General features: G+C 69.4%; 24 protein-coding genes and 1 pseudogene. 13 read left to right on the top strand and 12 right to left on the bottom strand.

Annotation, left to right across the window (positions count from 1 at the left end; translation table 11 throughout):
• Positions 1–15: 15 nt before the first annotated feature.
• The gene (locus PV396_RS43290) at positions 16–1,785 is read right to left on the bottom strand and encodes a phosphatidylglycerol lysyltransferase domain-containing protein (protein WP_319213872.1); all 1,770 of its coding nucleotides are present in this window, start codon (positions 1,783–1,785) and stop codon (positions 16–18) included.
• A 61-nt stretch (positions 1,786–1,846) separates the two neighbouring features.
• Positions 1,847–2,965 carry a nicotinate-nucleotide--dimethylbenzimidazole phosphoribosyltransferase gene (cobT, locus tag PV396_RS43285; RefSeq protein ID WP_319213871.1) on the bottom strand — a complete coding sequence of 373 codons (1,119 nt, stop codon included), beginning with the start codon at positions 2,963–2,965 and terminating at the stop codon, positions 1,847–1,849.
• A 152-nt stretch (positions 2,966–3,117) separates the two neighbouring features.
• Between cobT and PV396_RS43280 the strand changes: the two genes are divergently transcribed.
• Positions 3,118–4,140 carry a class I SAM-dependent methyltransferase gene (locus tag PV396_RS43280; RefSeq protein ID WP_319213870.1) on the top strand — a complete coding sequence of 341 codons (1,023 nt, stop codon included), beginning with the start codon at positions 3,118–3,120 and terminating at the stop codon, positions 4,138–4,140.
• A gap of 245 nt (positions 4,141–4,385) precedes the next feature.
• Here PV396_RS43280 and PV396_RS43275 read toward each other — a convergent pair whose 3' ends face one another.
• A complete protein-coding gene (locus tag PV396_RS43275; protein ID WP_319213869.1) occupies positions 4,386–5,585 on the bottom strand; it encodes a bifunctional adenosylcobinamide kinase/adenosylcobinamide-phosphate guanylyltransferase in 1,200 nt (399 codons plus the stop codon).
• Between the two features lie 113 nt (positions 5,586–5,698).
• On the opposite strand from PV396_RS43275, the gene PV396_RS43270 reads away from it, so the two are divergent.
• Complete coding sequence (locus PV396_RS43270) at positions 5,699–5,914, top strand: hypothetical protein (protein ID WP_319213868.1); 216 nt, start codon at positions 5,699–5,701, stop codon at positions 5,912–5,914.
• Positions 5,915–6,026: 112 nt separating this feature from the next.
• On the opposite strand, the gene PV396_RS43265 is transcribed toward PV396_RS43270, so the two are convergent.
• Together PV396_RS43265 and PV396_RS43260 are read right to left on the bottom strand one after the other, a co-directional pair.
• On the bottom strand, positions 6,027–6,728 hold the full coding sequence (locus PV396_RS43265; protein WP_319213867.1) for a class I SAM-dependent methyltransferase: 702 nt from the start codon (positions 6,726–6,728) through the stop codon (positions 6,027–6,029).
• Between the two features lie 83 nt (positions 6,729–6,811).
• The gene (locus PV396_RS43260; protein ID WP_319213866.1) at positions 6,812–7,438 is read right to left on the bottom strand and encodes a DUF3043 domain-containing protein; all 627 of its coding nucleotides are present in this window, start codon (positions 7,436–7,438) and stop codon (positions 6,812–6,814) included.
• A gap of 230 nt (positions 7,439–7,668) precedes the next feature.
• Here PV396_RS43260 and PV396_RS43255 point away from each other — a divergent pair, with 230 nt between their 5' ends.
• From PV396_RS43255 to PV396_RS43235, 5 genes are all read left to right on the top strand, one after another.
• Complete coding sequence (locus PV396_RS43255; protein ID WP_319213865.1) at positions 7,669–8,469, top strand: PspA/IM30 family protein; 801 nt, start codon at positions 7,669–7,671, stop codon at positions 8,467–8,469.
• A gap of 35 nt (positions 8,470–8,504) precedes the next feature.
• The gene (pspAA, locus tag PV396_RS43250) at positions 8,505–8,783 is read left to right on the top strand and encodes a PspA-associated protein PspAA (RefSeq protein ID WP_319213864.1); all 279 of its coding nucleotides are present in this window, start codon (positions 8,505–8,507) and stop codon (positions 8,781–8,783) included.
• 112 nt (positions 8,784–8,895) lie between these two features.
• Positions 8,896–10,134 (top strand): sensor histidine kinase, encoded by a 1,239-nt coding sequence (locus PV396_RS43245; protein ID WP_319213863.1) that lies wholly within the window; start codon positions 8,896–8,898, stop codon positions 10,132–10,134.
• Positions 10,135–10,188: 54 nt separating this feature from the next.
• Positions 10,189–10,872, top strand: a complete 684-nt coding sequence (locus PV396_RS43240; RefSeq protein WP_319213862.1) for a response regulator transcription factor — start codon at positions 10,189–10,191, stop codon at positions 10,870–10,872.
• Positions 10,873–11,040: 168 nt separating this feature from the next.
• Complete coding sequence (locus tag PV396_RS43235; RefSeq protein ID WP_319213861.1) at positions 11,041–14,145, top strand: efflux RND transporter permease subunit; 3,105 nt, start codon at positions 11,041–11,043, stop codon at positions 14,143–14,145.
• A gap of 67 nt (positions 14,146–14,212) precedes the next feature.
• Here the strand turns inward: PV396_RS43235 and PV396_RS43230 are convergent, their stop codons facing one another.
• Positions 14,213–14,416, bottom strand: a complete 204-nt coding sequence (locus tag PV396_RS43230; RefSeq protein ID WP_319213860.1) for a DUF397 domain-containing protein — start codon at positions 14,414–14,416, stop codon at positions 14,213–14,215.
• Entirely contained in the window at positions 14,395–15,240 is an 846-nt protein-coding gene (locus PV396_RS43225) for a helix-turn-helix transcriptional regulator (RefSeq protein WP_319213859.1), read from the bottom strand. Before PV396_RS43225 ends, PV396_RS43230 begins: the two co-directional genes overlap by 22 nt.
• A gap of 133 nt (positions 15,241–15,373) precedes the next feature.
• On the opposite strand from PV396_RS43225, the gene PV396_RS43220 reads away from it, so the two are divergent.
• A complete protein-coding gene (locus PV396_RS43220) occupies positions 15,374–15,670 on the top strand; it encodes a hypothetical protein (protein WP_319213858.1) in 297 nt (98 codons plus the stop codon).
• A gap of 99 nt (positions 15,671–15,769) precedes the next feature.
• A complete protein-coding gene (locus PV396_RS43215) occupies positions 15,770–16,330 on the top strand; it encodes a hypothetical protein (RefSeq protein ID WP_319213857.1) in 561 nt (186 codons plus the stop codon).
• Between the two features lie 727 nt (positions 16,331–17,057).
• Here PV396_RS43215 and PV396_RS43210 read toward each other — a convergent pair.
• Both PV396_RS43210 and nadA read right to left on the bottom strand, forming a co-directional pair.
• On the bottom strand, positions 17,058–18,554 hold the full coding sequence (locus PV396_RS43210) for an ATP-binding protein (RefSeq protein WP_319213856.1): 1,497 nt from the start codon (positions 18,552–18,554) through the stop codon (positions 17,058–17,060).
• 85 nt (positions 18,555–18,639) lie between these two features.
• Positions 18,640–19,824, bottom strand: a complete 1,185-nt coding sequence (nadA, locus tag PV396_RS43205; protein ID WP_319213855.1) for a quinolinate synthase NadA — start codon at positions 19,822–19,824, stop codon at positions 18,640–18,642.
• A gap of 296 nt (positions 19,825–20,120) precedes the next feature.
• Between nadA and erpA the strand changes: the two genes are divergently transcribed.
• Positions 20,121–20,477, top strand: coding sequence for an iron-sulfur cluster insertion protein ErpA (gene erpA / locus PV396_RS43200; RefSeq protein ID WP_030039301.1), 357 nt, complete (start codon positions 20,121–20,123; stop codon positions 20,475–20,477).
• A gap of 105 nt (positions 20,478–20,582) precedes the next feature.
• Here erpA and PV396_RS43195 read toward each other — a convergent pair whose 3' ends face one another.
• Together PV396_RS43195 and PV396_RS43190 are read right to left on the bottom strand one after the other, a co-directional pair.
• On the bottom strand, positions 20,583–22,235 hold the full coding sequence (locus PV396_RS43195; RefSeq protein WP_319213854.1) for a hypothetical protein: 1,653 nt from the start codon (positions 22,233–22,235) through the stop codon (positions 20,583–20,585).
• 149 nt (positions 22,236–22,384) lie between these two features.
• Positions 22,385–22,609, bottom strand: coding sequence for a hypothetical protein (locus PV396_RS43190; protein WP_319213853.1), 225 nt, complete (start codon positions 22,607–22,609; stop codon positions 22,385–22,387).
• Between the two features lie 134 nt (positions 22,610–22,743).
• Here PV396_RS43190 and PV396_RS43185 point away from each other — a divergent pair, with 134 nt between their 5' ends.
• The gene (locus tag PV396_RS43185) at positions 22,744–23,718 is read left to right on the top strand and encodes a carbohydrate kinase family protein (RefSeq protein WP_319213852.1); all 975 of its coding nucleotides are present in this window, start codon (positions 22,744–22,746) and stop codon (positions 23,716–23,718) included.
• A 63-nt stretch (positions 23,719–23,781) separates the two neighbouring features.
• On the opposite strand, the gene PV396_RS43180 is transcribed toward PV396_RS43185, so the two are convergent.
• Positions 23,782–25,158: a cysteine desulfurase/sulfurtransferase TusA family protein gene (locus PV396_RS43180; protein WP_319213851.1), complete on the bottom strand. Its 1,377-nt coding sequence runs from the start codon at positions 25,156–25,158 to the stop codon at positions 23,782–23,784.
• 318 nt (positions 25,159–25,476) lie between these two features.
• Between PV396_RS43180 and coxB the strand changes: the two genes are divergently transcribed.
• Both coxB and PV396_RS43170 read left to right on the top strand, forming a co-directional pair.
• Complete coding sequence (coxB, locus tag PV396_RS43175; RefSeq protein WP_319213850.1) at positions 25,477–26,469, top strand: cytochrome c oxidase subunit II; 993 nt, start codon at positions 25,477–25,479, stop codon at positions 26,467–26,469.
• Positions 26,466–26,663, top strand: a pseudogene (locus PV396_RS43170) (cytochrome ubiquinol oxidase subunit I); the annotation flags it as partial. The gene coxB and the pseudogene PV396_RS43170, both read left to right, overlap by 4 nt.

Raw genomic sequence — 26,663 nt, 5'->3', positions numbered from 1 at the left:
CCCGTACTTCCGTACTCATCTCTTCGACTCGAGGTGCCTGCGGTGCAGCCACTTCGGCAGTCCCGGCGCCTCCAGGAAGCCCTCCGCGCGCGCCGCGGCGACACCGATGCGCGGCAGGTCCGCGCTCTTCTCGAAGAGCAGGAACCGGGGCTCCCAGATGGGCCGGTACTTCGCGTTGGCGCGGTACAGCGACTCGATCTGCCACCAGCGGGAGAAGAAACTGAGCAGCGAGCGCCACAGCCTCAGTACCGGCCCCGCGCCGATGCGCCCGCCACGTTCGAAGACGGAACGGAACATCGCGAAGTTGAGTGAGACCTGAGTGATCCCGATCTCCTGGGCACGCTGGAGAAGTTCGATCACCATGAACTCCATCAGCCCGTTGTCGGAGTCACGGTCGCGCCGCATGAGGTCCAGCGAGAGGCCGCGCGGCCCCCAGGGCACGAAGGAGAGCACCGCTCTCAACCGGCCTTCGCCGTCCGCGCACTCGAGCATCACGCACTGCCCGTCGTCCGGGTCGCCGAGCCGCCCGAGCGCCATGCTGAACCCGCGCTCGGTGGCGCCGTCCCGCCAGTCGTCGGCGCGCTGGAGGAGGTACGCCATCTCCTCGGCCGGGATGTCCGCGTGGCGGCGGATGCGCACGCCGTAACCGGCCCGCTTGACCCGGTTGTACGCCTGCCGGACGGTCCGCATGGCCCGGCCCTCGAGCGTGAACTCGGCTGTCTCGACCAGCGCCTCGTCGCCGAGCTCCAGGGCGTCGAGGCCGTGCCGTGCGTACACCGTCCCGGCCTCCTCGCCCGCCCCCATCACGGCCGGGATCCAGCCATGGGCGCGGGCTTCGGCGAGCCACGGTTCGATGGCGCCGGGCCAGGCCTCCGGGTCGCCGATCGGATCACCGGCGGCCAGGGACACCCCGCCCACGACCCGGTACGCCACGGCCGCCTTGCCGGTGGGCGACCACACGACGCTCTTCTCGCGGCGCAGGGCGAAGTAGCCGAGGGAGTCGCGGTCGCCGTTGCGGTCGAGGAGGGCGCGCAGCCGGGTCTCGTCGTCCTCGGTGAGCGGGTCGACGGCACGACGGGAGCGGAAGGCGGCGTAGAAGACGGCGAGGATCAGCAGCGTACTGACGACGTTGATGACGACGTCGACCCAGTTGGGCGTGGAGATCCCCGCGAAGCCCGAGTCGTCGGCGGCGACGGAGATCAGCCGCATCGTGCCGTAGCTCCAGCGCTCCAGGAACGTAGAACGGTGGCTGTCGTCGGCCTGGTTGGCGACGGTGACCAGGAGCGCGGCGAACAGCGAGCAGACGAGCAGACCGCCGACCGCGACGGCGGCGGCGAGCCGCGGGTTGGACCGGTCGCCCTTGGCGTAGAACTCCCGCCGGCCCACGACGAGCGCGGCGACGAAGGCGGCGGTCAGGACGAGGGAGATCCAGTTCTGCGCGTGCTGACGGATCTCCGCGAAGAACATGGCGAGCCCGAACAGCAGCAGGAACAGCGTGCTGATCACGATGTTCAGGATCCAGGCGGCCCGTTTGCGGCGCCGCATGGTGATCGCGAGGAACATCGTGAACACCCCGGAGGCGAAGCCGGCGGTCAGCAGATACGGGGTGAAGAAGTTCTCTTCGTTGTGCCGCCGCACGTCGTTCCCGAAGGAGACCCACACCGCGCTGAGGAGGTTGACGAAGGTGACGACCCGCAGATACCAGACGGCGAACGCGGAGGCGCGCCGCGAGGCGGTGGTACTGGGACGTCGCTGAATATTCGGCGCGAGCCGGGCATCTCCCATGGAGAGCGATCATATGGGGCATGTTGTGAGACATGCCCCATGTGTCCCTGTGCCCGTCCGGTCAGAGGGCCTCTGTCTCCTCGGACGTCTCCGTACCCTCCTCCTCGGGAGCCGTCTCCGGCTCCTTCACCGCTTCCGGCACCTCCGGCAGCTCCGCCGCCAGGGCCGCCGCGGCCTGGACCAGCGGCAGGGCAAGCAGCGCCCCGGCGCCCTCGCCGACGGTCACCCCGTGGTCGAGCAGCGGCTCCAGCGCCATCCGGTCCAGCGCCTTCGCCTGGGCAGGCTCCCCGCTGTTGTGCCCGGCGAGCCACCAGTCCGGCGCACGGAAGGCGACCCGCTGCGCGACCAGCGCACAGGCCGCCGACACCACGCCGTCCAGGATCACCGGCATCTTGCGCACCGCGCTCTGCAGCAGGAACCCGGTCATCGCGGCGAGGTCGGCGCCGCCCACCGTCGCCAGCAGCTGCAACTGGTCCCCGAGCACCGGCCGGGCCCGCCGCAGCGAGTCACGGATCGCGGCGCACTTGCGCATCCACGCCAGGTCGTCGATCGGCAGCCCGCCCCGACCGGTGACGACGGACGCGTCCGTCCCGCAGAGCGCGGCCACCAGCACCGACGCGGCCGTGGTCCCGCCGACGCTCACATCGCCGAGCACCACCAGATCCGTACCGGAGTCGGCCTCCTCGTCGGCCACGGCGACCCCCGCCAGGAAGGCGGCCTCCGCCTCCTCGGTGGTCAGCGCGTCCTCGATGTCGATCCGCCCGCTGCCGCGCCGCGTCCGGTGCCCCGCGACCGAGTCGGGCAGCGCGTCCGGGTCGCAGTCCAGGGCCATGTCGACGACCCGGACGGGCACACCGAGCCGGCGGGCGAGCACGGCGACGGGGCTGGAGCCGTCCAGCACGGCCCGCACGGACTGCTCGGCGCTGCCGGCGGGGCGCGCCGACACACCCAGCCCGGCGATCCCGTGATCCCCCGCGAACAGCACGACACGCGGCCGCTCGACAGGCCGTACCGGCACGGAGGACTGCGCCGCCGCCAGCCACTCACCCAGGTCGTCGAGGCGCCCGAGCGACCCGGGCGGCACGGTCTGGCGCTCCCGGCGCGCCTCCGCGTCGCGGCGGATCCCGCCGTCGGGGCGCTCGATCAGATCGGTGAAGTCGTCGAGATTAAGCGAGCTCATTCGCCGAACAGTACCGGCAGCCATCGAACACGGTGCCGTCACGTGGGAGCCATGTCATTGCGCCCGGTATCACGTTCCCCTACGTAACGTTTTGATACGCAATGTCGCAGCCTGCATATCCTCCGTACCCCCCTCCTCGGCAGGAGCCGCCCATGCCCGCCGCCCCCAAGGCGACCGCCCCACAGGAGACCGGGACCGACGGGTTCCACGAACCGCGCCGCGAGGACTGCCCCTGGTGCGGCTCCAGGCGGCTGCGCACCCGCCTGCGCGCACCGGACCTCCGACAGCGCGGGCGGCGTGGGCAGGGCACCTTCGTCGTCGACGAGTGCCGCGACTGCGGCCACGCCTTCCAGAACCCCCGCCTCACCGCGGAGGGCCTCGCCTTCTACCACCGTGACCTGCCCGAGGCGGCCCCCCACCCGGTCCCGCCCCGCCGCCACCGCGCGGCGGCCCGCGCGATGCTCCCCTTCCCGGAGCCGGAGAGCTGGCTCGACGTGGGGACGGGGGAAGGCGCCTTCCCGGCGGCGGCGAGGCGCTACTTCCCGTACACGGCCTTCGACGGCGTGGACATCACCCGCCATGTCCAGAAGGCCCGCGCCTCCGGCCACATCGAGGAGGCACACCGGGGCCGCCTCACCGACGAGGCGATCGTCAACCAGCTGCACGCCCGTTACGACGTCGTCAGCATGTTCCACCACCTGGAACACACCCCGGATCCCCGCGAGGAACTCCGCGCCGCCCTGAGGGCCCTGCGCCCCGGCGGCCACCTCCTCATCGAGGTCCCGGACCCGCACTGCGCGTTCGGCACCCTGCTGGGCAAGTGGTGGCCCTGGTACGCCCAGCCACGCCACCTCCACCTGATGCCGCCGGCCAACCTGGTGGCGGAACTGGAGTCCCGGCACTGCGTGATCGTCACGACGGACCGCCGCGAGCCCCACGTCCCGTACGACCTGACGGGCGCCCTCTCCCTGGCCCTCACCAGAGCCCTCCCGGCCCGCCGCACCCCCCTGCTCCGAGCGGCGACCCCACTCCTGGCGGCGGCCACCACCCTGGACCACACCCTGGCCCCCCTCCTCCGCAGAACCCGCTTCGCGAACACGTACCGAATCATCGCGAGAAAGGGCACTGCCGCAGAGCTGGGTGCGGTTGCTGAGCTGCGGCCCGGTGGGGGCTGATCGCGCAGTTCCCCGCGCCCCTCAAAAGCACCACCGCCTGGCTTGCGAGTCATGGCCGACGGGGTCACGCCTCAGGGGCGCGGGGAACTGCGCGACAAGCCCCCACCGGCCCGCAGCCAACGAACAACCGCTCATCCCCGCAGCACAACCGCCTGGCCTGCGAGTCCCGGCCGGCGGGAGCACCCTTAGGGGCGCGGGGAACTGCGCGACAAGCCCCCACCGGCCCGCAGCCAACGAACAACCGCTCAACCCCGCAGCACAACCGCCTGCCCCGCCACCACCAACAACACCTGCTCGCACTCCGCCCCGAACACCGAGTTCAGCCGCCCCAACTCGTCCCGGTACCGCCGCCCGGACGCAGTCGCCGGCACGATCCCCGACCCCACCTCGTTCGACACGGCCACCACGGTCCGCCGCGTCGCACGGACCGCCGCCGTCAACTCCCTTACCCGCCGCCGCAACTCCCGCTCCCCGCCCCCGGCCCACTCCGCGTCGTCCCACGCCCCCACCTGATCCATCGCATCCGTCAGCCACAGCGACAGACAGTCGATCAGCAGCGGCGCCCCCTCGTCCTTCAGCAGCGGTACGAGGTCACAGGTCTCGGCGGTACGCCACGACCCCGGCCGCCGTTCCCGGTGCGCGTGCACCCGCTCCGCCCACTCCCCGTCCCCGCCGCGCGTCCCGCCCGTGGCCACGTACAGCACGTCCGGGAACGCCTCCAGCCGCCGTTCCGCCTCCACCGACTTCCCGGACCGGGCGCCGCCCAGCACCAGCGTCCTGCGCGGCACATCCGGTACGTCCTCATAGACGCCGACCGTCAACGTCGTACCGTCCGGCACCGCCCGCGCACCCGCCGCCGCGAGCCGGCGCCGCAACTCGGTGCCCGGGGGCACGTCATGGTCCAGGTGGACGGCGACGACATCCGTGGCGGGCCCCAGCGCTCCCACCGCCCGCAGCCGGGCCAGGGCATCCGGGCGCCCGACGACGTCCGCGAGGACCATGTCGTAGGCGGGACCGTTCTCGTCGAGCCCGGCCGGCGCCGCGCCCGGCGGCAGATACAGCAGCCGCTGCCCGTCGGGACCGGTCACCGCGTACCCCGTACCTGGCGCGTCCATCGGTACCGCGCGTACCCGGTGCCCGGTCAGCAGCGCCAACTCCCGCCCGTCCGGGACCCGTCCGGGCGGCGGAAGCTCCGCCGGCACCTCGACGGCCGGCCCGTCGTGCGGATGCGAGAGCAGCACCTGCCGTACGCCGCCCAGCGAATGCCCGGCGCGCGCCGCCGCGAGTACGGCGCCGGGGGTGAGGTCGAGCAGCAGCGTGCCGTCCACGAGCAGCGCGGTGGCCGCACGCGCGTGCACACCGAGCGCGCGGGCACAGGCCGCGCACGCGCAGTCGGGGCGGGGAAGACCCGCGGGGGCACCGGTACCGAGCAGAGTGAGTTCCACGAGCCTGATTTTCGCGTGTCCACGCAGGTCTTGCGCGTCCGGCTAGGCTCGGGGCAGGAGCCGGATCAAGATCCGGCTCCTGGTCTGCAGCGGTTCATATCTTGGAGGCGTACATGGCGGCATGGACGTGGCGGTTCGAGAAGGCCGACGGGGCGGAGGTCCAGCCCGCGGTGGAGCCCGAGGAGTTCACGACGCAGGGGGACGCCGAGTCCTGGATCGGCGAGTACTGGAAGGACCTCCTCGCAGGCGGCGCCGACCAGGTACACCTCTTCGAGGACACCACAAAGATCTACGGCCCCATGAGCCTGAAAGAAGCCCAGGAGGCGTAACGAAAAGGGCCGTTGTCGGCGCCCCTCACGGGCGCCGACAACGGCCCTTTTCAGGGGCGCGGGGAACTGCGCGACAAGCCCCCACCGTCCCGCAGACGAACGAAACAACCGCTCAGCCCCGAACCCCACACAAGTGCAACAACGCAGCCACCTGCCGGTAAGGATCCGTCCGCCCAGCCCGCTCCTCAACAGCCAACAACGCATCCAGGTCAGAGGGAACATCCGCCTCATCGGACGCCGTGTCCGTGAACACCCGCACCCCGTACCACGCATGCAACGGCGCCCCGATCCCCGCCAGCGTCCCGGTCAGCGCGGACAGCCGATCCGCCCGCACCTCGAGACCGAGCCGGTTGACATAGGAGTCGGCGTCGAAGGCGCCCACCGCACCCGCCCAGTCCCCAGCAAGCCCCGCGCGCATGGCCAGCGCGTCGCCGTTGCGCACCAGCAGGGACAGCAGCCCGCCCGGTGCCAGCATCCGCGCCAGCCCCGCCAGCAGCGCGTCCGGCAGTTCGACGTACATCAGTACGCCATGGCAGAGCACCACATCGAAGCTGCCCGGCAGAAAGTGCACCCCGGTGTCACGGCCGTCGCTCTCGAGGAGCCGCACGCGATCACGGATGCCCTCCGGCTCGGAGGCCAGCGCCTCCCGGGCCGCGCCGAGCATCGTCGGGTCCTTCTCGACACCGGTGACCTGATGGCCGGCCCGCGCCAGCCGCAACGCCTGCGTGCCCTGGCCCATACCGACGTCGAGCACCCGCAGCCGCTGCCCGACCGGGAAGCGCCCGGCTATCTGCTCGTCGAGCTGCCGGGCCACCAGCTCCTGCCGTACGACATTCCGCAGCCCACCCAGCTTGTGCAGCCAGGCATCCGCCGCGCCCCCGGAGAACGACGTCGTGCTCAGGGCCGCTCTCCGCGCTTGACCTGCGGCTTCGGCAGCCGGAGTCGACGCATCTGGAGGGAGCGCATCAGCGCGTAGGCGACCGCGCCCTTCGTCCGCTCGTTCGGGTGGCGCGCGGCCAGCTGCTTCTTCAGGCGCAGCGCGATGAAGACCGAGTCGACGATGATCAGCACGATCACGAAGAGCCACAGCAGCAGCGCGATGCTCTGCAGCGCCCCCACCCGCACCATGCTCAGCACGAGGATGATCACGGCCATCGGCAGGAAGAACTCGGCGACGGAGAAGCGCGAGTCGATGAAGTCGCGCGCGAAGCGGCGCACCGGGCCCTTGTCGCGGGCGGGGAGGTAACGCTCGTCCCCGCTGGCGAGCGCCTGGCGCTGACGCTCCATCGCGGCGCGGCGCTCGTCGCGCTGCCGCTTGGCGCCCTCCTTGCGCGTCTTCGGCGTACTGGCCACGCTGCGCCGCTGGGACTGGGCCTCGCTCCGCTTCGGAGTGGGCCTGCCCTTCGGGGCCTGCGGGTCACGGATCTGCTTGGAGTCGGTCACCGGCGCCTTGTCGGCGGGGGCCTTCTCTTCGTTGGCACGGCTACGGAACACAAAACCCAAGGGTACGGGGTATCGGGGCATGGACCCCCGCCGAGTGGGGAACGATCCGGCAACACCGGTCGTCTGAAAAGACAGGCCGTAGGGGGTCACCTACTCCCTACGCCTGAGTGGGACAGATCGCAGTCGTCCTTGGGGATGAGCGCATCGGGCCCCGAACAGTGCGGTAATAGAGGCAGGGCCCGTACTGTTGGTGTTGGCCCTGTTGCAGGTACTGGAGCTGGAGTTCCGTCAGAAGGGGGCGCGCGAAGCCCATGAGCGGTGTCATGAAGCGTATGGGGATGATCTTCCGCGCGAAGGCGAACAAGGCCCTTGACCGGGCCGAGGACCCGCGCGAGACCCTCGACTACTCGTACCAGAAGCAGCTGGAGCTGCTCCAGAAGGTGCGCCGCGGTGTCGCCGACGTGGCGACCAGCCGCAAGCGCCTGGAGCTGCAGCTCGCCCAGCTGAACAAGCAGTCCTCCACCCTGGAGGACCAGGGCCGCAAGGCGCTCGCGCTGGGCCGTGAGGACCTGGCCCGCGAGGCGCTCTCGCGCCGGGCCGCCCTCCAGCAGCAGGTGACGGACCTGGAGACACAGCACCAGACCCTCCAGGGCGAGGAGGAGAAACTCACCCTCGCCTCGCAGCGCCTCCAGGCCAAGGTCGACGCCTTCCGCACCAAGAAGGAGACGATCAAGGCGACGTACACCGCCGCCCAGGCGCAGACCCGGATCGGTGAGGCGTTCACCGGCATCTCCGAGGAGATGGGCGACGTGGGCCTGGCGATCCAGCGAGCCGAGGACAAGACGGCACAGCTGCAGGCACGTGCCGGCGCGATCGACGAACTGCTCGCCTCGGGTGCCCTCGACGACCCCACGGGCATGGCGAAGGACGACATCCAGGCCGAGCTGGACCGGCTCTCCGGTGGTACGGATGTGGAGCTGGAACTGCAGCGCATGAAGGCGGAGCTGGCCGGCGGCTCGTCGTCGGGGCAGCAGGCCATCGAGGGCGGCAACGGCCGGCAGCAGTCCCCGTCGCAGCAGCCGACGGACACCCCGCGGTTCGACAAGCAGTAGTTCTCACGCAGTGGGCCACGCCTGAGGAGGGCGACATGATCGTACGGATCATGGGGGAGGGCCAGGTGAGGCTGGCGGACGGCCACCTCACCGAACTGGACAAGCTGGACGACGTACTCCTGGCGGAGATGGAGACCGGCGACGGCCCCGGCTTCCGCCGCACCCTCCACGCCCTCCTGGCCAAGGTCCGTGAACTGGGCGACCCCCTGCCGGACGACTCCCTGGAACCCTCGGAGCTGATCCTCCCGTCGCCGGACGCGACACTGGAGGAGGTCCGGGAGCTGCTGGGCGATGACGGCTTGATTCCGGGGTGAGATGGTGCTTTTCAGCCCGTCCGGCGATTGAGGACAAGGCCCGTTCAGGGCCGGAGCAGGGGCCTGGGGACGGCAGTCCCCAGCGACGCCCAGGTGAGCTACCTTGACACACGTGACCCCGCTCCAACACGCCCGGAGCCACCTCAAAGCGCACCCCCTCGCACTGGACGTCGCCCTCGCCGCAGCCGTCCTCCTCTGCATGCTGGGCGCCTCCTTCGTCGACCCCCACGGGCAGGACCGCGGCGCCTGGACCGCCCGCACCCCCGACCCCCTCAGCCTGGTCCTCATGGTGCTCGGCGCCGCCGCGCTCGTCCTCCGCCGCCGCGCCCCCATGAAGGTGCTCGCGTTCACCGGCACCGCCTCCCTCGTCGAGTCGGTCACCGCCGACCCCCGTGCCCCCGTCGCCATGTCCGCGGTGATCGCCCTCTACACCGTCGCGTCCACCACCGACCGCACCACCAGCTGGCGCGTCGGCCTGCTCACGATGACCGTCCTCACCGGTTCCGCGATGCTCGCCGGCCCCTTGCCCTGGTACGCGCAGGAAAACCTCGGCATCTTCGCCTGGACCGGCATGGCCGCGACCGCCGGGGACGCCGTACGCAGTCGCCGTGCCTTCGTCGACGCCATAAGAGAGCGCGCCGAGCGAGCGGAGCGCACCCGCGAGGAGGAGGCCCGTCGCCGGGTCGCCGAGGAGCGGCTGCGCATCGCTCGCGACCTGCACGACGTGGTCGCCCACCACATCGCCCTCGTCAATGTCCAGGCCGGAGTCGCCGCGCACGTCATGGACAAGCGCCCCGACCAGGCCAAGGAGGCCCTCGCCCACGTACGGGAGGCCAGCCGCTCGGCGCTGAACGAGCTGCGCGCGACCGTCGGACTGCTGCGCCAGTCCGGGGACCCGGAGGCGCCGACCGAGCCCGCGCCCGGTCTGCACCGGCTCGACGAGCTGGTCGGCACCTTCCACAACGCCGGACTCCGGGTCGAGGTCGCCCGCGCCGACCAGGACACCACCCTCCCGGCGGCCATCGACCTGGCCGCCTACCGGGTGATCCAGGAGGCCCTGACGAACGTACAGAAACACGCGGGACCGGAGGCGAAGGCCGAGGTCAGCGTCGTACGGGTGGGGCCGAACATCGAGATCACCGTCCTCGACAACGGCCCCGGGCGGAAGAACGCACCGGAGGAGGGCGGCGGGCACGGGCTGCTCGGCATGCGCGAGCGGGTCACCGCGGTCGGCGGCGGCTGCACCGCGGGTCCCCGCTACGGAGGCGGCTTCCGGGTGCATGCGATCCTGCCCGTGAAGACCAGTTCGCGTGCCGCGGACACCACCGGCACCCCCGCCACCACCGCATGACCGCATGTCCGTAGCCATACACACGCCGATGCGCCGATCGAACGAGGACCGCCCATGACGATCCGTGTCCTGCTCGCCGACGACCAGGCACTCCTGCGCAGCGCCTTCCGCGTGCTCGTGGACTCGGAGTCCGACATGGAGGTCGTCGGGGAGGCGTCCGACGGGGCGGAAGCGGTGCGTCTCGCGCGGGAGCAGCGCGCCGACGTCGTACTGATGGACATCCGGATGCCGGGCACCGACGGACTGGCCGCGACCCGGCTGATCAGCGCGGATCCGGGGCTCGCGCATGTACGGGTGGTGATGCTGACGACGTTCGAGGTCGACGAGTACGTGGTGCAGTCGCTGCGCGCGGGCGCGTCCGGGTTCCTCGGCAAGGGCTCCGAGCCCGAGGAACTGCTCAACGCCATCCGGGTCGCCGCCGGCGGCGAGGCACTTCTCTCCCCGGCCGCGACCAAGGGGCTGATCGCCCAGTTCCTCGCCCAGGGGGACGTACTGGACGACAGCCGCGACCCGGCCCGCGCCGAGCGGCTGGACGCGCTGACCGGGCGGGAGCGCGAGGTGCTGGTGCAGGTGGCCGGCGGGCACTCGAACGACGAGATCGCGGAGCGGCTGGAGGTCAGCCCGCTGACGGTGAAGACGCACGTGAACCGGGCCATGGCCAAGCTGGGCGCCCGGGACAGGGCGCAGCTGGTCGTCATCGCCTACGAGTCGGGACTGGTACGTCCAAGGGTGGAGTGAGCTTCACGGAGTGTACTGCGGCCGGAGTAGGGACCGGGTGAGCAAACGGGACCTGGGGGCTAGGAAACAGGGGTCTCCCATGGCTCAGGGTGTAGGGGCGGGCGCTCACATGTGTGCCCCTTCCTCCGCTCAGGCCGCAGAAGAGACACAGAAGAGAGACCCTCACCCATGTCCTGGCTGTCCAGGTTCAGCCTCGCGCAACGGGCCCTGATAGGCCTGATGTCGATCGTCGCGATCGTCTTCGGAGCGATAGCGATACCGCAGCTCAAGCAACAGCTGCTGCCGACCATCGAACTCCCGGTGGTGTCCGTCCTGGCGCCGTACCAGGGCGCGTCCCCCGACGTGGTCGAGAAGCAGGTCGTCGAGCCCATCGAGGACAACCTCGAAGGCGTCGACGGCATCACCGGAGTCACCTCCACCGCCAGCGAGGGCAACGCCCTGATCACGGCGTCCTTCGAGTACGGCAACGACACCAAGCAGCTCGTCGCCGACGTCCAGCAGGCCGTCAACCGGGCGCGCGTGCTGCTCCCGGACGACGTGGACCCGCAGGTCGTCGCCGGTTCGACGGACGACATCCCCACCGTCGTCCTCGCCGTCACCTCCGACGAGGACCAGCAGGCCCTCGCCGACCGGCTCGACCACACGGTGGTCCCCGACCTGCGCGCCATCGACGGCGTCGGCCAGGTCACGGTCAACGGCGTACGGGACGTCCAGGTCACCGTCACCCCCGACGACAAGAAGCTGACGGCGGCGGGGCTGACCACCACCTCCCTCGCCCAGGCACTCCAGGCAGGCGGCGCGACCGTCCCGGCGGGCTCGTTCGACGAGGCCGGCACCAACCGCACGGTCCAGGTCGGCGGCGGCTACACCTCGGTGGAGCAGATCGCGGACCTGATGGTCACGGGCGCGCCCGGTTCCACCACCAGGCCGGTGCGCCTCGCCGACGTGGCGACCGTCAAGCAGGAGTCCGCGAAGGCCGACTCGATCACGCGTACGGACGGCAAGCCGAGCCTCGCCGTCACCGTCACGATGGACAACGACGGCAGCGCGGTGTCGATCTCGAACGCGGTCGAGGACAAACTCGCCGACATGCGTAAGGACCTGGGGTCCGACGCCGAGATCACGGTGGTCAGCGACCAGGGCCCGGCGGTGGCGAAGTCCATCAAGGGCCTGACGACGGAGGGAGGCCTCGGTCTGCTCTTCGCGGTGATCGTCATCCTGGTCTTCCTGGCGTCGATCCGCTCGACCCTCGTCACGGCGGTCTCGATCCCCCTCTCGGTCGTCCTCGCCCTGATCGTCCTGTGGACCAGGGACCTCTCCCTGAACATGCTGACGCTGGGCGCGCTGACGATCGCGATCGGCCGGGTCGTCGACGACTCGATCGTGGTCCTGGAGAACATCAAGCGGCACCTCGGCTACGGCGAGGAGCGCCAGGAGGCGATCCTCAAGGCCGTCCGGGAGGTAGCGGGCGCGGTCACGTCCTCGACACTCACCACGGTCGCCGTCTTCCTCCCCATCGGCCTGGTCGGCGGCATGGTCGGCCAGCTGTTCGGCGCGTTCAGCCTGACGGTGACGGCGGCCCTGCTGGCGTCGCTCCTGGTCTCCCTCACCGTCGTCCCGGTCCTCTCCTACTGGTTCCTGCGCGCCCCGAAGGACACCCCGGACGACGCCGACGAGGCCCGCAGGCTCGCGGAGGAGAAGGAGGCGAAGAGCAGGCTCCAGCGCGTGTACGTCCCGGTCCTGCGCTTCGCCACTCGCCGCCGTCTGACGAGCGTGGCCATCGCGGCGGTCGTCCTGATCGGCACCTTCGGCATGGCCCCGCTCCTGAAGACGAACTTCTTCGACCAGGGCGAGCAGGAAGTCCTCACCGTCAAGCAGCAGTTGAAGCCGGGCACGAGCCTGGCGGCCACGGATGTCCAGGCGAAGAAGGTCGAGCAGCTGCTCGCGGACGTCAAGGGCGTCAAGGACTACCAGGTGACGATCGGCTCGTCCGGCTTCCTGGCGGCCTTCGGCGGCGGCACCGACACCAACCAGGCCTCCTACCAGGTCATGCTGGAGGACTCGGCGTCGGCGGACGACGTCCAGGACAGCATCGAGGAAGGCCTCTCGAAGCTCTCCGGCATCGGTACGACGACGATCGCGGCCGGTGACGGCTTCGGCAGCCAGGACCTCAAGGTGGTCGTGAAGGCGGCCGACGGCGAGATCCTGCGCAAGGCAGCGGACGAAGTCCGTGACACAGTGGCGGGCCTGGACGACGTCACCGACGTCACCAGCAACCTGGCGCAGAGCGTGCCGCGGATCTCGGTACGGGCCAACTCCCAGGCGGCGGGGGCCGGTTACAACCAGCAGACGCTGGGCGCGGCGGTGGCCGAGGCCGTCAAGGGCACGACGGCGGCCAAGGCCACTCTGGACGACACCGAGCGCGATGTCGTCATCGAGCCGGCGAAGCCGGCCGGGACGCTGGCCGAGCTGAGGGCGCTGCGGCTGGGCGCGGTGAAGCTGGGCGACATCGCCGACGTGAAACTCGTCGAGGGCCCGGTCTCGATGACCCGGATCGACGGCCAGCGGGCCGCGACGATCACGGCCCGCCCGACCGGCGACAACACGGGCGCGGTGAGCGCCGACCTCACCTCGAAGCTGGACGCCCTCAAGCTCCCCGCGGGCGCGACGGCGGAGATCGGCGGCGTCTCGTCGGACCAGGACTCCGCGTTCAAGAACCTGGCGCTGGCGATGCTGGCGGCGATCGCGATCGTCTTCATGCTCCTGGTAGCCACATTCCGTTCCCTCATCCAGCCACTGATCCTCCTGGTGTCGATCCCGTTCGCGGCAACGGGCGCGATCGGCCTCCTGGTCGCCACGGGCACCCCGATGGGCGTCCCGGCGATGATCGGCATGCTGATGCTGATCGGCATCGTGGTGACGAACGCGATCGTGCTGATCGACCTCATCAACCAGTACCGAAACCAGGGGTACGGAGTCGTGGAAGCGGTGGTCGAAGGCGGCCGCCACCGTCTCCGCCCGATCCTGATGACGGCCCTGGCGACCATCTTCGCCCTCCTCCCGATGGCGTTGGGCGTGACGGGCGAGGGCGGCTTCATCGCGCAGCCACTGGCGGTGGTGGTCATCGGTGGCCTGATCACGTCGACACTCCTGACCCTGCTCCTGGTCCCGACGCTGTACGCGATGGTCGAGCTGCGAAAGGAACGCCGGGCGAAGAAGAAGGCGGCAAAGCGGCAACCGAAGCCGGAGGTTCGGGAGCCGGCGAAGGTGTGAGTGACTGAGGGGTGATGGGTACGGGCCGGGTGGCGTTACGCGACCCGGCCCGTCCTTTCGTTCTGTCTTACGCCTTCAGGGAGTTGACGAAGGTGTCCCAGACGGTGGCTGGGACGAGGAGCACGGGGCCTTGGGGGTTGGGGTTCTTGCTGTCGCGGACGGGGACGACGCCGGGGAAGCTCTCGGCGATCTCGACGCATTCGCCCCCGTTGGAGTTGCTGTAACTGCTCCTGCGCCAGCGGGCGGAGCTCAACTCGGGGGTGTGTCGCATGACTTGTAGTCCTCCATAACCTTCCGGATCAACTCCGCCGATTCCGTCGGCGAGAGAGCGTTGGCCCGCAGCAGTTCGTACTGTCGCCGCCATCTCTTCACCGCGTTCTGGTCCTCGTAGAGATGACCGGCCTCGATGCCCTCCTCGTACGCCACCACAGTGCCGTCTGCGAGCGTGAGCAGGGTCAGTGCCCCACCCAGCAACGAGTGCGAGCCCGCGCTGAAGGGCATGACCTGAACCTTACTGTCCGGAGTATTCACCTGCTTGAGCAGCGAAGCCAGCTGTTCGTACATGCATTCCCCGCTCCCCATCGGTCGCCGGAGTACGGCCTCGTCAAGAATCGCCCACCGGTACGGCGGCGCGTCCGAACGCTGGCGCTCCTGCCGCGACATGCGCGCGTTGACGCGCTCCTCGATCCGGGCCTCGGAGAGATCCTCCTGACAACCAAGGAATGCCCGCGCGTACGCCCTCGTCTGCAACAGACCCGGGATGGCCTGCGCCCCGTACTGCTCGATGACTTCGGCATGGCCCTCGAAGTCCATGTACCGGCGGTACTGGTCCGGATGGGCCTCCCGCTTGGCCAGTTGATACAGCCCGTGGAAGTGCTTGTCCGTACCGAACGCCACGTCGAGCCGGGCTGGTAGGTCCGGGGGCGGCATCAGTTCCGCTGTCGCGATACGCGCGAGCGTGCTCTTGCTGGAGCTGAGGATGTCCGCCAACTGTACGAGCGACAGCCGCGCCGCCTCACGATGACGTCGCTGCTCCGCACCGAAGTAGTGGCGGGCGGAGTGGTACGGGGTCAGTTGCTGTGGCTTGAACGTCATCGGTCGCGCCCCTCGTTCCGGGTCTCTTGTTCCGATCGTCCCGATCTCAACGCTGGGACACGGAACCCCTGTTGGGCATGCGTGTCACACGGTGACGATATAGGCACAAAAGGTAATTGAAGGGAGTCACGTGATGATGCGCGACGGAATGGGTGCGCAGCTACGGCTACTGCCGTGGACGACACCGGAGGGCGGCCCGTGCTACCTCAGCACGGACGACCCGAACAGTCGACTGTCGTGCCTGGCGGACGAGTTGGAGGCGGAACTGCTCGACTCGGCGGAGTTCGTACTCGACCAGGCGAAGCCGTTGCTTGCCGGGGAGGGCGTGGGGGAGCGGGAGTTGAGGTTCACAGGGGTACGGCTTGCCGAGGCGTTGGGGGACGCGTTGCGGATCGCCGTCAGTCGGGGGGCGCGGCTGCCGGAGGGCTGAGCATCCCCAAGGGGTAAGGGAGCTGCGTCAACACTGGGGTGGGAAAGAGCTGGTAATCTCACTAGCCCTTCGTTTTCGGTACCAGGTAGTGGAGTTGGCTTGACACCTCGTAAGGGAACCGGCTGGCGCGCCGCTCTCCTGCTGACGGCTATGTTGGCGACCGGAACTCTCACCGGGTGCCAGGCTCTTGAAGAGGCTTCCGCTTCGGGCTGCGAGGGTACCGAGAGCCGGGTTGACGAGCTGAAGGCATACGGCATTCTCGACTCTCGGCCTCAAGGTGCGATCGTGCCGCAAGGCTTCGAGAATCTCGAGGCCGACTGCTGGGAGGACAGTGGCGAGGCATGGTTGCATGCCGAGCGGACCTACGTCTTCCCCGGTGACAAGGCCGATGTGACCCAGCACTACCGCGCCGCAGCGGAGCGCGAAGGCTGGAAGCCTTCTCAGGCCACCCAGCAATCCGCGAAGCAGGATCGGCCCGCGAGCCTGTGCTTCACTCGTGGCAAGGCGGAGGACGCGACGATGCTGGACGTCTTCTTCCTGACCAAGGAGATCCTCGACGCGGAGGAGAGTAAGACCGGACCGGAATTCAGCTCCGGAGCCGGCTATCGCGTAGCCATCACCTCCACGGCCGACGGTTCCGCGGCCAGTTGCTCGGACTGAGGCCGCTCCGCTGCCCAGGACGCACCGCCCAGGACGGCTCTGTCGCCCCTGTCCCGGCGGGAGCGCCAATGCTCACGACAGTATTGGTGATTATCAGATGCCAAGCGTGAAGTACGGGCCATTGGAGTCCACGTCGGAACGTCTCTTCCTCGGAATGGCTGACGGCGAGTACACTCCGAAATTTTCTGGCGAGGGTGTCTCGCGATCGGTTTCGCCACTGATTCAGTGGGACTCGATTGATCGATTGACTGTGAGCTTTTCCGTCACGCCAATACGCCGCTTCTTGGGGGGCATGCTTTATCTTGCGGCCTCTGTCGGAGGCGCTACAGGGTCCAGTCTGGCTGCCAAGGAATCTCGAATGTGGATCCATCTCAAGTCGGGACCAAGCCTTTCATGGTGGTTTGATGTCGACTCCTCAAGGCAGAGAAGAAGATGGCATCGGAAGGTAATCGAGGATCTTTTCAATATCCTCAGTGAGAGAAGCGGGCTCCCGCTACTCGGCCATCCAGATAAATGTGTATCGCTGCTGGAAGGACTTAGCGGAATCTGGGCCTTCCCTCCGGGGCGGCGCAAGCAACAAATCATCGCTCTTCTCGAGAGAATCGAGCCAAGCTCAGGGTGACCTCACTCCCAGGCGTCACCGGCGACGTCAACTGCGACTGAACAGGCGCACAGGTTCACCGGGTTCACACAGGCCCCTCGGCGCAGTCTCGTCGCGTTGGCGCGGCTACGCCCCGCCGTACAGCCGCTCCAGGTCTACGAGGACGACCTCCCCGCGTTCCCCCGCCGCCCGCAGCTCCGCCGAGAACCCGAGGCCGCTGTAACAGGCCGGGCGGACATGGCTCGTGTCGATGCCGCGCGCCGCCAGGAGTTTGATGATGTGCCGGAGGCGTTCGAGGTGGCGTACGTCCATCACCTTGTTCCACTTCGCCTCGCCGACCGACAGCAGGATGCCGTGATCCTGGCCCACGGCGCCGCGTACGACGACGTCGACCTCGTGGGAGGTACGCGCGGCCGGATCGGGGACGGTTCCCGAGGTGACGTCGATGGGCAGGCCGCCGAAGGTCTCGGGTTCCGCGTGCCAGGAGACCCACTCGCGGCACAGGTGCTCGAAGTGTGGGCCCACCACCTTGCTCAGGAACGTGTCCTGTGACAGTGCCCAGGCCGGCGCCGCGTAGTTGCGACGGGTGAGGCGGGCCTGGTTCGGGCGTACCACCGCGTGATGGAACGTGATCAGCGGTTCGGCGATGCGGTACGCGCTGCGGTTGCCGCGGAAGGCGTCCGGTTCCACGGTGAGCAGCCCGCAGCGCCTGAGTACCGTCAGCGGCTGGGAGATGTCCGTCGCCTTGCGGCCCACCGCGCTCGCGATGCCACCGCTGGTGTGGTTGCCGGCCGCGACCGCCGCGAGGACGGAGTGGTAGAGCGCGCGATCGCGTACGTCCGGTTCCGCGGCCAGCAGGAACTCCGTCTCGCCGTAAAGGGGACGGGCCGGGTTGAGGGCCGTACGGCAGACCCAGTCGTCGAAGTCGTTCAGTCCTGTCGGCGCGTCGTCGTCCACGAACTCCCGTCGGTAGGCGGGGGTGCCGCCGACCACCGAGTGGGTGAGGACGGCGAGCCTCGGGTCGGTGATGTCCCAGAACCTGGCTGCTTCCCGGTAGCCGAGGGAGTGCACGACGAGGTCGAGTCCCGCGCGGCCGTACAGCGGGGACGTACCGGACAGCAGCCCGCCCATGAACGACATCGCGCTGCCGCAGAGGAGGATGCGGGGGTGGCGGCGCAGATGGCGGCCCGCGCGGACCCCGATGGCCCGCTGGAGGCGGGATGGGAGGGAGGCGTCGCCCCGGACCAGATAGGGGAACTCGTCGATGACGATCGGGACGGGGCGCTGCGCGGCCAGGTCGAAGAGCAGTTCCAGCGCCTCGGTCCAGTCCTGGGGGCGGGGTGGCACCGGAGCATCGGTGAAGCGCGCGATCTCCTTGCCGAGCAACATCAGTGCCTCGGCCTGTGTGCCCTCGACTGCGGCGAAGTAGAAGCCGTCGGTTGCCTTGGCGAGGGCTTCGAGCAAAAAGCTCTTCCCCTGGCGGCGACGCCCGGATACGACCGCGAGACGCGGTCCGGGGTCCCCGTTGGAGGCGAATGCGGTCAGCTCGCTCCACTCCCAGTCGCGTTCAAAGATATGGGAGGGCTTGGGGATGCTGCGGTGGGGCAGTCGCGGCACAGCCACCTCGTGATTCGTTCTTAGGGATGTATCTCTAAGATGTACATCCCTAAGAACGAGACCGCATCCGAACAGACACGGGCGGCGCCGCCTACGGCAGCGCCAGCATCCGCTCCAGGGCCAGCTTCGCGAACTTCTCCGTCTCGCTGTCCACCTGTATGCGGTTCACCAGCTTGCCGTCGGCCAGGGACTCCAGGGTCCAGACCAGGTGGGGGAGGTCGATGCGGTTCATGGTCGAGCAGAAGCAGACCGTCTTGTCGAGGAAGACGATCTCCTTGCCCTCGGGCGCGAAACGGTTCGCCAGGCGGCGTACCAGGTTCAGTTCCGTGCCGATGGCCCACTTGGAGCCGGCCGGGGCCGCCTCCAGCGCCTTGATGATGTACTCCGTCGAGCCGACGTAGTCCGCCGCCTCCACCACCTCGTGCTTGCACTCCGGGTGGACCAGCACGTTCACACCCGGGATGCGTTCGCGGACGTCGTTGACCGAGTCCAGCGAGAAGCGGCCGTGCACCGAGCAGTGGCCGCGCCACAGGATCATCTTCGCGTCGCGCAACTGCTGCGCCGTCAGGCCGCCGTTCGGCTTGTGCGGGTTGTAGAGGACGCAGTCGTCGAGCGACATCCCCATGTCCCGTACCGCCGTGTTGCGGCCCAGGTGCTGGTCCGGCAGGAACAGGACCTTCTCGCCTTGCTCGAAGGCCCACTCGAGGGCGCGCTCGGCGTTCGACGACGTGCAGATCGTGCCGCCGTGCTTGCCGGTGAACGCCTTGATGTCCGCCGAGGAGTTCATGTAGGACACGGGCACGACCTGGTCGGCCACCCCGGCCTCCGTCAGGACGTCCCAGCACTCGGCGACCTGTTCGGCCGTCGCCATGTCCGCCATCGAGCAGCCGGCGGCCAGGTCGGGCAGGACCACCTGCTGGGCGTCCGACGTCAGGATGTCCGCCGACTCCGCCATGAAGTGCACACCGCAGAACACGATGTACTCCGCCTCCGGACGCGCCGCCGCGTCCCGGGCCAGCTTGAAGGAGTCACCCGTGACGTCCGCGAACTGGATGACCTCGTCGCGCTGGTAGTGGTGGCCGAGGACGAAGACCTTGTCGCCGAGCCTCTCCTTTGCCGCACGGGCACGTGCCACCAGGTCCGGGTCGGAGGGGGAGGGCAGGTCACCGGGACACTCCACGCCACGCTCGCTCCGCGGGTCGGCCTCGCGGCCGAGGAGCAGCAGGGCGAGGGGCGTGGGCTGTACGTCGAGATCCTGGGTCTGGGCGGTGGTCACGACACGCACCCTTTCTGTTCTACCGTTCAAGTCTTTTCGTCGAATTGACGCTATCTATCGTAACCCCTTCACGTCACTTTGACGAGGTTCATAGCGTCGATGTGACATGAATCCCGGCGCCCGACCGCGCCCCGCTGGGAGCCTGTCCACAGGTCGCTGTTCGCCCTTCCGCGCGTGTGCGAGCATGGAGAAGAAGAGCGACGAAAAGACACAGACTCTCGGCCCGGAATGAATCCGCGGCCCCGCCGGTTGCAATCGTCGGCAAGCAGTCTCCGTACAACCCGGGAGAGATGTAGATGTCCGTATCGGACGAGACCAGCACCGTCACCGACGGCATCATCCTGTCCGACGCCGCCGCGGCGAAGGTCAAGGCCCTGCTCGACCAGGAAGGCCGCGAGGACCTCGCCCTGCGTGTCGCGGTTCAGCCCGGCGGTTGCTCGGGTCTGCGTTACCAGCTGTTCTTCGACGAGCGTTCCCTCGACGGTGACGTCGTCAAGGACTTCGACGGTGTGAAGGTGGTCACCGACCGCATGAGCGCCCCCTACCTCGGCGGCGCCTCGATCGACTTCGTCGACACCATCGAGAAGCAGGGCTTCACGATCGACAACCCGAACGCGACGGGCTCCTGCGCCTGCGGTGACTCGTTCAGCTAGGCAGTAGGCCACAGGCACCGCAGGTGTCACCGGCCACCACGTGAAGGCGGCGCCCCCTCCAAAGGGGGCGCCGCCTTCACGCGTATCCGGGCCGACCGTGTCTCGCTATTTCTTGGCGAAATCACCCTCGGGGATCGCCTGTCCGTCCGCTCCCACGACCTTCCGGTCGCCCAGCGGCTCGTTGAGCCGCACGGTCTCGTATCCCGCCTTCGCGATCAGGATGCAGGCCTTGCCCTTCTCGCTGGTCGAGGTCACGGTCACCCTCACCTGGCCACCCTTGCCCCCGTCCGCCTCGTCCTCCTTCACCGAGGCCGAGTACTTGCTGCACGCCCCGGCCCAGAAACCCACGGTCAGCTCCTTGCCGTCGCCGGAGACCGTGTAGCCCTCGATCCTCACGTCCTGCGTCAGCGTCCCGCCCGTCGGGGACGGCTCCGCGCTCGGCCCGGAACCCGAATCGGAGCCGGCTCCGGCCAGATAGCGGGGGTCGATCGCCGGATATGTCACCGTGTAGGACTCGGCGGCACCCTGCGGCCGTACCTCGAACAGCCACGACGGCACCAGCGCCGGCCGCCCGGACACGGAGTGCGAGGCCAGCCCGAACACCGCCTTGTCGACGGTGAGCGACTCCTTCTGCCGTGCCGTCCCCGTCGTCGTACCGCAGGGCGCCTCCAGGCGGTCCTTCAGCGGTACGGGACTCGCGCAGCCCCCGATGCCCATACGGTGCTCGGGGCTCGCGGCCGCCCCCGGCTCATTGAGCAGGGCCAGCGTGGCCTTGGCGCCGAGCACAGGGTAAGTGTCACCCTTCACCGGTGTCGTCAACTGGCCGCTGCCGGCCACCACTTCGCCCTGCGCGCTGATCTGGAGACCGGTCGGCCAGCCGTACGTGGGCAGCCCGCCGACCACCGGATCGGCGTTCACCGCCCGCCGCGTGTCCACGACCTTGCTCGCGTCCAGCTTCGCGTCGTCCTGGCCGACCGCCTTCAGGATCGGCGCCGCCGCCTTCTTCGCCACCGCCTCGCTCACCGGATCGACGGTCTGCCCGGCGGCGCCCGAGCCCTGCGCGCACCTGGTCGTGCTCTTGCAGTTGTCGGAGCCGCCGGCCAGATACCGGCTGAAGGACCAGGTCCCCGGCGCCTGCCTGCTCACCCGCAGGATCGGACCCGTCCCGTCCTTCGCGGCGCCGACCAGCCAGCTGTCGGCCTCCGCTACCGGCTTCCCCTCGACGCCCAGCGCCTCGGCCAGCCGGGTCACCTCGGCGGCCTTGATCTCGTCCTTCGCCACCGAGTACACCGGCGCCGAGGCGGGCCCGGCCGGCAGCGTGCCGTCCGCCCGATAGGTCACCCCGTTCGGGTCGGGCTCGCCGGGCGCGATGCCGTTCGAACCGCTCGGGTCCCCCGTACCACCCTTGGTGTAGCCGTCCAGGGCCAGCGGCGGGGGAGCGGTGCCGTCGCCGCCCGGCGCGGACGTGTCCGTACGTTCGTCGCCCGAGCCGCTCGTGACGCTGGTGGCGAGGTACGCCCCGCCACCCCCGACGAGCAGGACTGCGGCGGCGACCGAGGCGACGAGCACCGGGGACCGACGCCGGAACGGGCGCTCCGCGCCGCTCTCGTCCGGCGCGGACTCGATGGTGCCGTCCGTGCTGCCCGTGCCGGCAGTGTCGTCCGTGCCGTCGGCCTCGGCGGCCGGCTTCTCGTCGGCGACGGCGTCGTCCTGAGCAGGGTCGTGATCGGGGTCGTGATCGGGTCGCTCGGTGTTCACCGCATCGCTCCTTCGGCTCCCAGCTGTCCCGGTTGTCCCGACCGGTCGTACAGCGTGTCCTCTTTACGGGGGACAGCGATGGGACGCAGCGGGGGAGCGCACGGTTCCCGCCGAGCGCTGGTCGGCGGGGTTCCGGGAGCCGCCGTCCGTCAGTCGCCGTAGTACGGCATCGCGTCCACCAGTCGCGCCGAGGAGAGCGGAACGGTCACCCCGTGGATACGGGACGGGGACACGGGCAGGGTGATGATCCGGTCCGGGGCCGCCCAGTGCGGCGCCATCCGGGCGCAGTCGCCGCGCAGCGAGGCCAGATCACCTTCGAGGTCGGAGTGCACCTGCTGGACCTGAAGAGCCTGGTGGACCTTGAAGTTCGTCATAACGGAACCGTATGCACCGGATCCCCGGCCGAGAAAGATCTACTATCGGGTAGTTTTGCCGCTACAGCGGGCCCGCGCGGACCGGGTAGCGTGAACTGTCAACCCGCCTCCCCTCGCAGGAGAGTGTCCTCGCCGTGCGTATCGCAGTCACCGGCTCCATCGCCACCGACCACCTCATGACCTTCCCCGGCCGTTTCGCCGACCAGCTCGTAGCGGACCAGTTGCACACGGTCTCGCTCTCCTTCCTGGTCGACAACCTCGACGTACGCCGGGGCGGCGTGGGCGCGAACATCGCCTTCGGCATGGGCCAGCTCGGCACCAGGCCGATCCTGGTCGGGGCCGCCGGCGCCGACTTCGACGAGTACCGCGCCTGGCTGGACCGCCACGGCGTGGACACCGAGTCGGTGCGTATCTCCGAGACGCTGCACACCGCCCGTTTCGTGTGCACCACCGACGCCGACCACAACCAGATCGGCTCCTTCTACACCGGCGCCATGAGCGAGGCCCGGCTGATCGAGCTGAAGACCGTCGCCGACCGCGTCGGCGGCCTCGACCTCGTCTCGATCGGCGCGGACGACCCGGAGGCGATGCTCCGCCACACCGAGGAGTGCCGCACCCGGTCCATCCCGTTCGCCGCCGACTTCTCCCAGCAGATCGCCCGCATGGGCGGCGACGACATCAAGGTCCTGCTGGACGGCGCCGCGTACCTCTTCTCGAACGAGTACGAGAAGGGCCTCATCGAGTCCAAGACCGGCTGGTCCGACGCGGAGATCCTCGCCAAGGTCGGTACCCGGGTCACGACCCTCGGCTCCCGGGGCGTACGCATCGAGCGCGTCGGCGAGGAGACCATCGAGGTCGGCTGCCCGGACGAGGAGGCCAAGGTCGAGCCCACGGGCGTCGGCGACGCGTTCCGTGCGGGGTTCCTGTCGGGGCTGGCGTGGGGGGTCTCGCTGGAGCGGGCGGCGCAGGTCGGCTGCATGCTGGCGACTCTCGTCATCGAGACGGTGGGTACGCAGGAGTACACCCTCCGGCGCGCCAACTTCATGAACCGTTTCCGTAAGGCGTACGGCGACGATGCCGCGATCGAGGTTCAGGGGCATCTGGGCTGATTCGTCGTCTGCGGGCGCGTGGGGGCTGGTCGCGCAGTTCCCCGCGCCCCTGAAGCAGGTCGGTCAGCTCAGCCGGCGGACTAGGTATGCCGTTCCCTTTTCCGTCGGCTCCTCGCCCACGTACTCCTGGGCCCGCATCTCGCACCACGCGGGAATGTCCAGGCGGGCCGCCTCGTCGTCCGACAGGACGCGGATCGTGGCGCCCACCGGGACGTCGCCGATGACCTTCGCCAGCTCGATCACCGGGATCGGGCACCGCTTGCCCAGGGCGTCCACGACGAGCGCGCCCTCCTCCCGCACCGTCACCGGAGCCGGCGCGCCCAGCTTCTCCCGTACGGCCGCGACCGTGTCCGGCAGGACGGACAGGAAGCGCTCGACCTCCTCCGCCGGGGTCCCGGCCGGCAGCGACACCCGCACATTGCCCTCGCTCAGCACCCCCATCGCCCGCAGCACATGGCTCGGCGTCAACGTGCTGCTCGTACAGGACGACCCGGAGGAGACGGAGAAACCGGCGCGGTCCAGCTCGTGCAGCAATGTCTCCCCGTCGACATAGAGACAGGAGAACGTGACGACGCCGGGCAGCCGCCGCACCGGATCGCCGACCACCTCCACGTCCGGGACCAGTTGCGGTACCCGCGCCCGGATCCGCTCCGTCAGCTCCCGCAGCCGTACCGCCTCCTGGGCCGCCTCGGCCCGTACCGCCCGCAACGAGGCGGCCGCCGCGACGATCGCCGGGAGGTTCTCGAACCCGGCCGCCCGCCCCGACTCCCGCTCGTCCACGGGCCCTTGGACCGCGAACCGCACCCCTTTACGGACGACGAGCAGCCCGACCCCGGAAGGCCCACCCCATTTATGGGCACTCGCGGCGAGCAGCGACCAGGGTCCCGGAACGGCCCCCCACCCGAGCGACTGTGCCGCGTCCACCAGCAACGGCACCCCGGCCTCCCGGCACACCTCGGCCACCTCCGCCACCGGCTGCTCGGTCCCCACCTCGTGGTTGGCCGACTGAAGACAGGCCAGCGCCGTGTCGGCCCGTACGGCGGCCTCGTACGCCTCGACGGCCACGGCACCGGCGCGATCCACGGCCACGGTCGTCACCGCCCCGCCCGCCGCCTCCCAGTCCTCAGCCGAATGGAGCACCGAAGAGTGTTCGACCGCCGACACGATCAGGTGACGTCCGATGCGCCGCCGCCCCGCGAGAGCCCCCGCCACCCCGGTGTGCACGGCCCGCGTACCGGATGAAGTGAAGGTCAGCTCATCAACCCGACACCCCACCGCCTCGGCCGCAGCCTCCCGGGCGGCATCCAGCAACATCCGAGCCCGCCGCCCCTCCCTGTACAAACGTGCGGGATCCGCCCACCCCTCATCGAGAGACGCCAGCAGAGCCTGCCGAGCAACGGGGTGAAGCGGAGCTGAGGACGCGGCATCGAAGTAGGACACACCCCAACGCTAAGTCCTCACCAAGGGGTACGTGGTCCCGCCTAAGGGGCGCGGGGAACTGCGCGAACAGCCACGACGAAACCCGCACCCGCCAACTCACAAAACCCCCCACCTCATTAGGCGCCCACGCCCTCATCAACCCTCTTCGGGGTGACCCCCGGCGCGTTGGGGACCCTCCCCGCGCGACCCCAAAATGCGTCCAGTAGGGTTTGGTCCGCATAAACATCCAAACCCCTGCCCGACGCAGGGCGGCGACCGACCACCGAGAAGTCAGGCCGCAGCCAACCCGCGCGGGCGAGACTCTCGGGAAGGCGCTACGTGAGTCCCAACGGCTCCGACCTCCCCCACGCCCTGGGGGGCGCGGGCGGTACCCCCACGCCGCGGCGCCCGTTGCGGCGGAAGCTGCTGCAGGCATTGACTGCGGGCCTGGTCCTGGCGACCGCGACCGGTTGCACATACAAGGACTTCCCCCGCCTTGGTATGCCCACCCCGACCACGGAAGAGGCTCCGCGGATCCTCTCCCTGTGGCAGGGATCCTGGGCAGCCGCGCTCGCCACCGGCGTGCTGGTCTGGGGCCTGATCCTGTGGAGCGCCATGTTCCACCGGCGCAGCCGCACCAAGGTCGAAGTACCTCCGCAGACCCGGTACAACATGCCCATCGAGGCGCTGTACACCGTGGTTCCGCTGATCATCGTCTCGGTGCTCTTCTACTTCACGGCACGTGACGAGTCGAAGCTCCTCGACACCTCCAAGAAGCCCGACCTGACGGTCAACGTCGTGGGCTTCCAGTGGAGCTGGGGCTTCAACTACATCGAGAACGTCCCGGGTTCCACCGGAAACGCGAACACCGACGAGAACCTGGCGGCCATTCCGGACCGGTTCAAGAAGGACTTCCCGGCCAACGCCGGCGGTGTCTACGACGTCGGCACGCCCGGTACGAGGAACCCGCAGACCGGCAACCCCGGTCCGACCCTCTGGCTGCCCAAGGGCAAGACGGTCCGCTTCGTCCTCACCTCACGTGACGTCATCCACTCCTTCTGGGTGGTTCCGTTCCTGATGAAGCAGGACGTCATCCCCGGTCACACCAACGCCTTCCAGGTGACCCCCAACAAGGAGGGCACCTTCCTGGGCAAGTGTGCGGAGCTCTGCGGCGTCGACCACTCCCGGATGCTGTTCAACGTGAAGGTCGTCTCCCCCGAGCGCTACGAGCAGCACCTCAAGGACCTCGTGAAGAAGGGGCAGACCGGTTACATTCCCGCCGGCATCGCGCAGACGAGCCACGAGAAGAACCGGGAGACGACAAACCTGTGAGCATCACCAACGAACCCCAGGGTGCCGCCGCAGCTGAGGACTCGTACGAGAACGAGCTGCCGGTACGGCGCAAGCAGCCCGGCAACGTGGTCGTGAAGTGGTTGACGACCACGGACCACAAGACGATCGGCACGCTGTATCTGGTGACGTCGTTCGCGTTCTTCTGCATCGGTGGCGTGATGGCGCTGTTCATG

Origin of the sequence: Streptomyces sp. ME02-8801-2C (genome assembly GCF_033793965.1) — a bacterium.
Classification (GTDB): domain Bacteria; phylum Actinomycetota; class Actinomycetes; order Streptomycetales; family Streptomycetaceae; genus Streptomyces.
This window is presented reverse-complemented; position numbering and strand designations above follow the sequence as displayed.

What these genes read in the sequence shown, in the direction of transcription:
- PV396_RS43290 (WP_319213872.1), bottom strand. Translation starts at nt 1,785, where the DNA reads ATGGGAGATGCCCGGCTCGCGCCGAATATTCAGCGACGTCCCAGTACC.
- cobT (WP_319213871.1), bottom strand. Translation starts at nt 2,965, where the DNA reads ATGAGCTCGCTTAATCTCGACGACTTCACCGATCTGATCGAGCGCCCC.
- PV396_RS43280 (WP_319213870.1), top strand. Translation starts at nt 3,118, where the DNA reads ATGCCCGCCGCCCCCAAGGCGACCGCCCCACAGGAGACCGGGACCGAC.
- PV396_RS43270 (WP_319213868.1), top strand. Translation starts at nt 5,699, where the DNA reads ATGGCGGCATGGACGTGGCGGTTCGAGAAGGCCGACGGGGCGGAGGTC.
- PV396_RS43260 (WP_319213866.1), bottom strand. Translation starts at nt 7,438, where the DNA reads ATGCCCCGATACCCCGTACCCTTGGGTTTTGTGTTCCGTAGCCGTGCC.
- PV396_RS43255 (WP_319213865.1), top strand. Translation starts at nt 7,669, where the DNA reads ATGAGCGGTGTCATGAAGCGTATGGGGATGATCTTCCGCGCGAAGGCG.
- pspAA (WP_319213864.1), top strand. Translation starts at nt 8,505, where the DNA reads ATGATCGTACGGATCATGGGGGAGGGCCAGGTGAGGCTGGCGGACGGC.
- PV396_RS43240 (WP_319213862.1), top strand. Translation starts at nt 10,189, where the DNA reads ATGACGATCCGTGTCCTGCTCGCCGACGACCAGGCACTCCTGCGCAGC.
- PV396_RS43235 (WP_319213861.1), top strand. Translation starts at nt 11,041, where the DNA reads ATGTCCTGGCTGTCCAGGTTCAGCCTCGCGCAACGGGCCCTGATAGGC.
- PV396_RS43230 (WP_319213860.1), bottom strand. Translation starts at nt 14,416, where the DNA reads ATGCGACACACCCCCGAGTTGAGCTCCGCCCGCTGGCGCAGGAGCAGT.
- PV396_RS43225 (WP_319213859.1), bottom strand. Translation starts at nt 15,240, where the DNA reads ATGACGTTCAAGCCACAGCAACTGACCCCGTACCACTCCGCCCGCCAC.
- PV396_RS43220 (WP_319213858.1), top strand. Translation starts at nt 15,374, where the DNA reads ATGATGCGCGACGGAATGGGTGCGCAGCTACGGCTACTGCCGTGGACG.
- erpA (WP_030039301.1), top strand. Translation starts at nt 20,121, where the DNA reads ATGTCCGTATCGGACGAGACCAGCACCGTCACCGACGGCATCATCCTG.
- PV396_RS43190 (WP_319213853.1), bottom strand. Translation starts at nt 22,609, where the DNA reads ATGACGAACTTCAAGGTCCACCAGGCTCTTCAGGTCCAGCAGGTGCAC.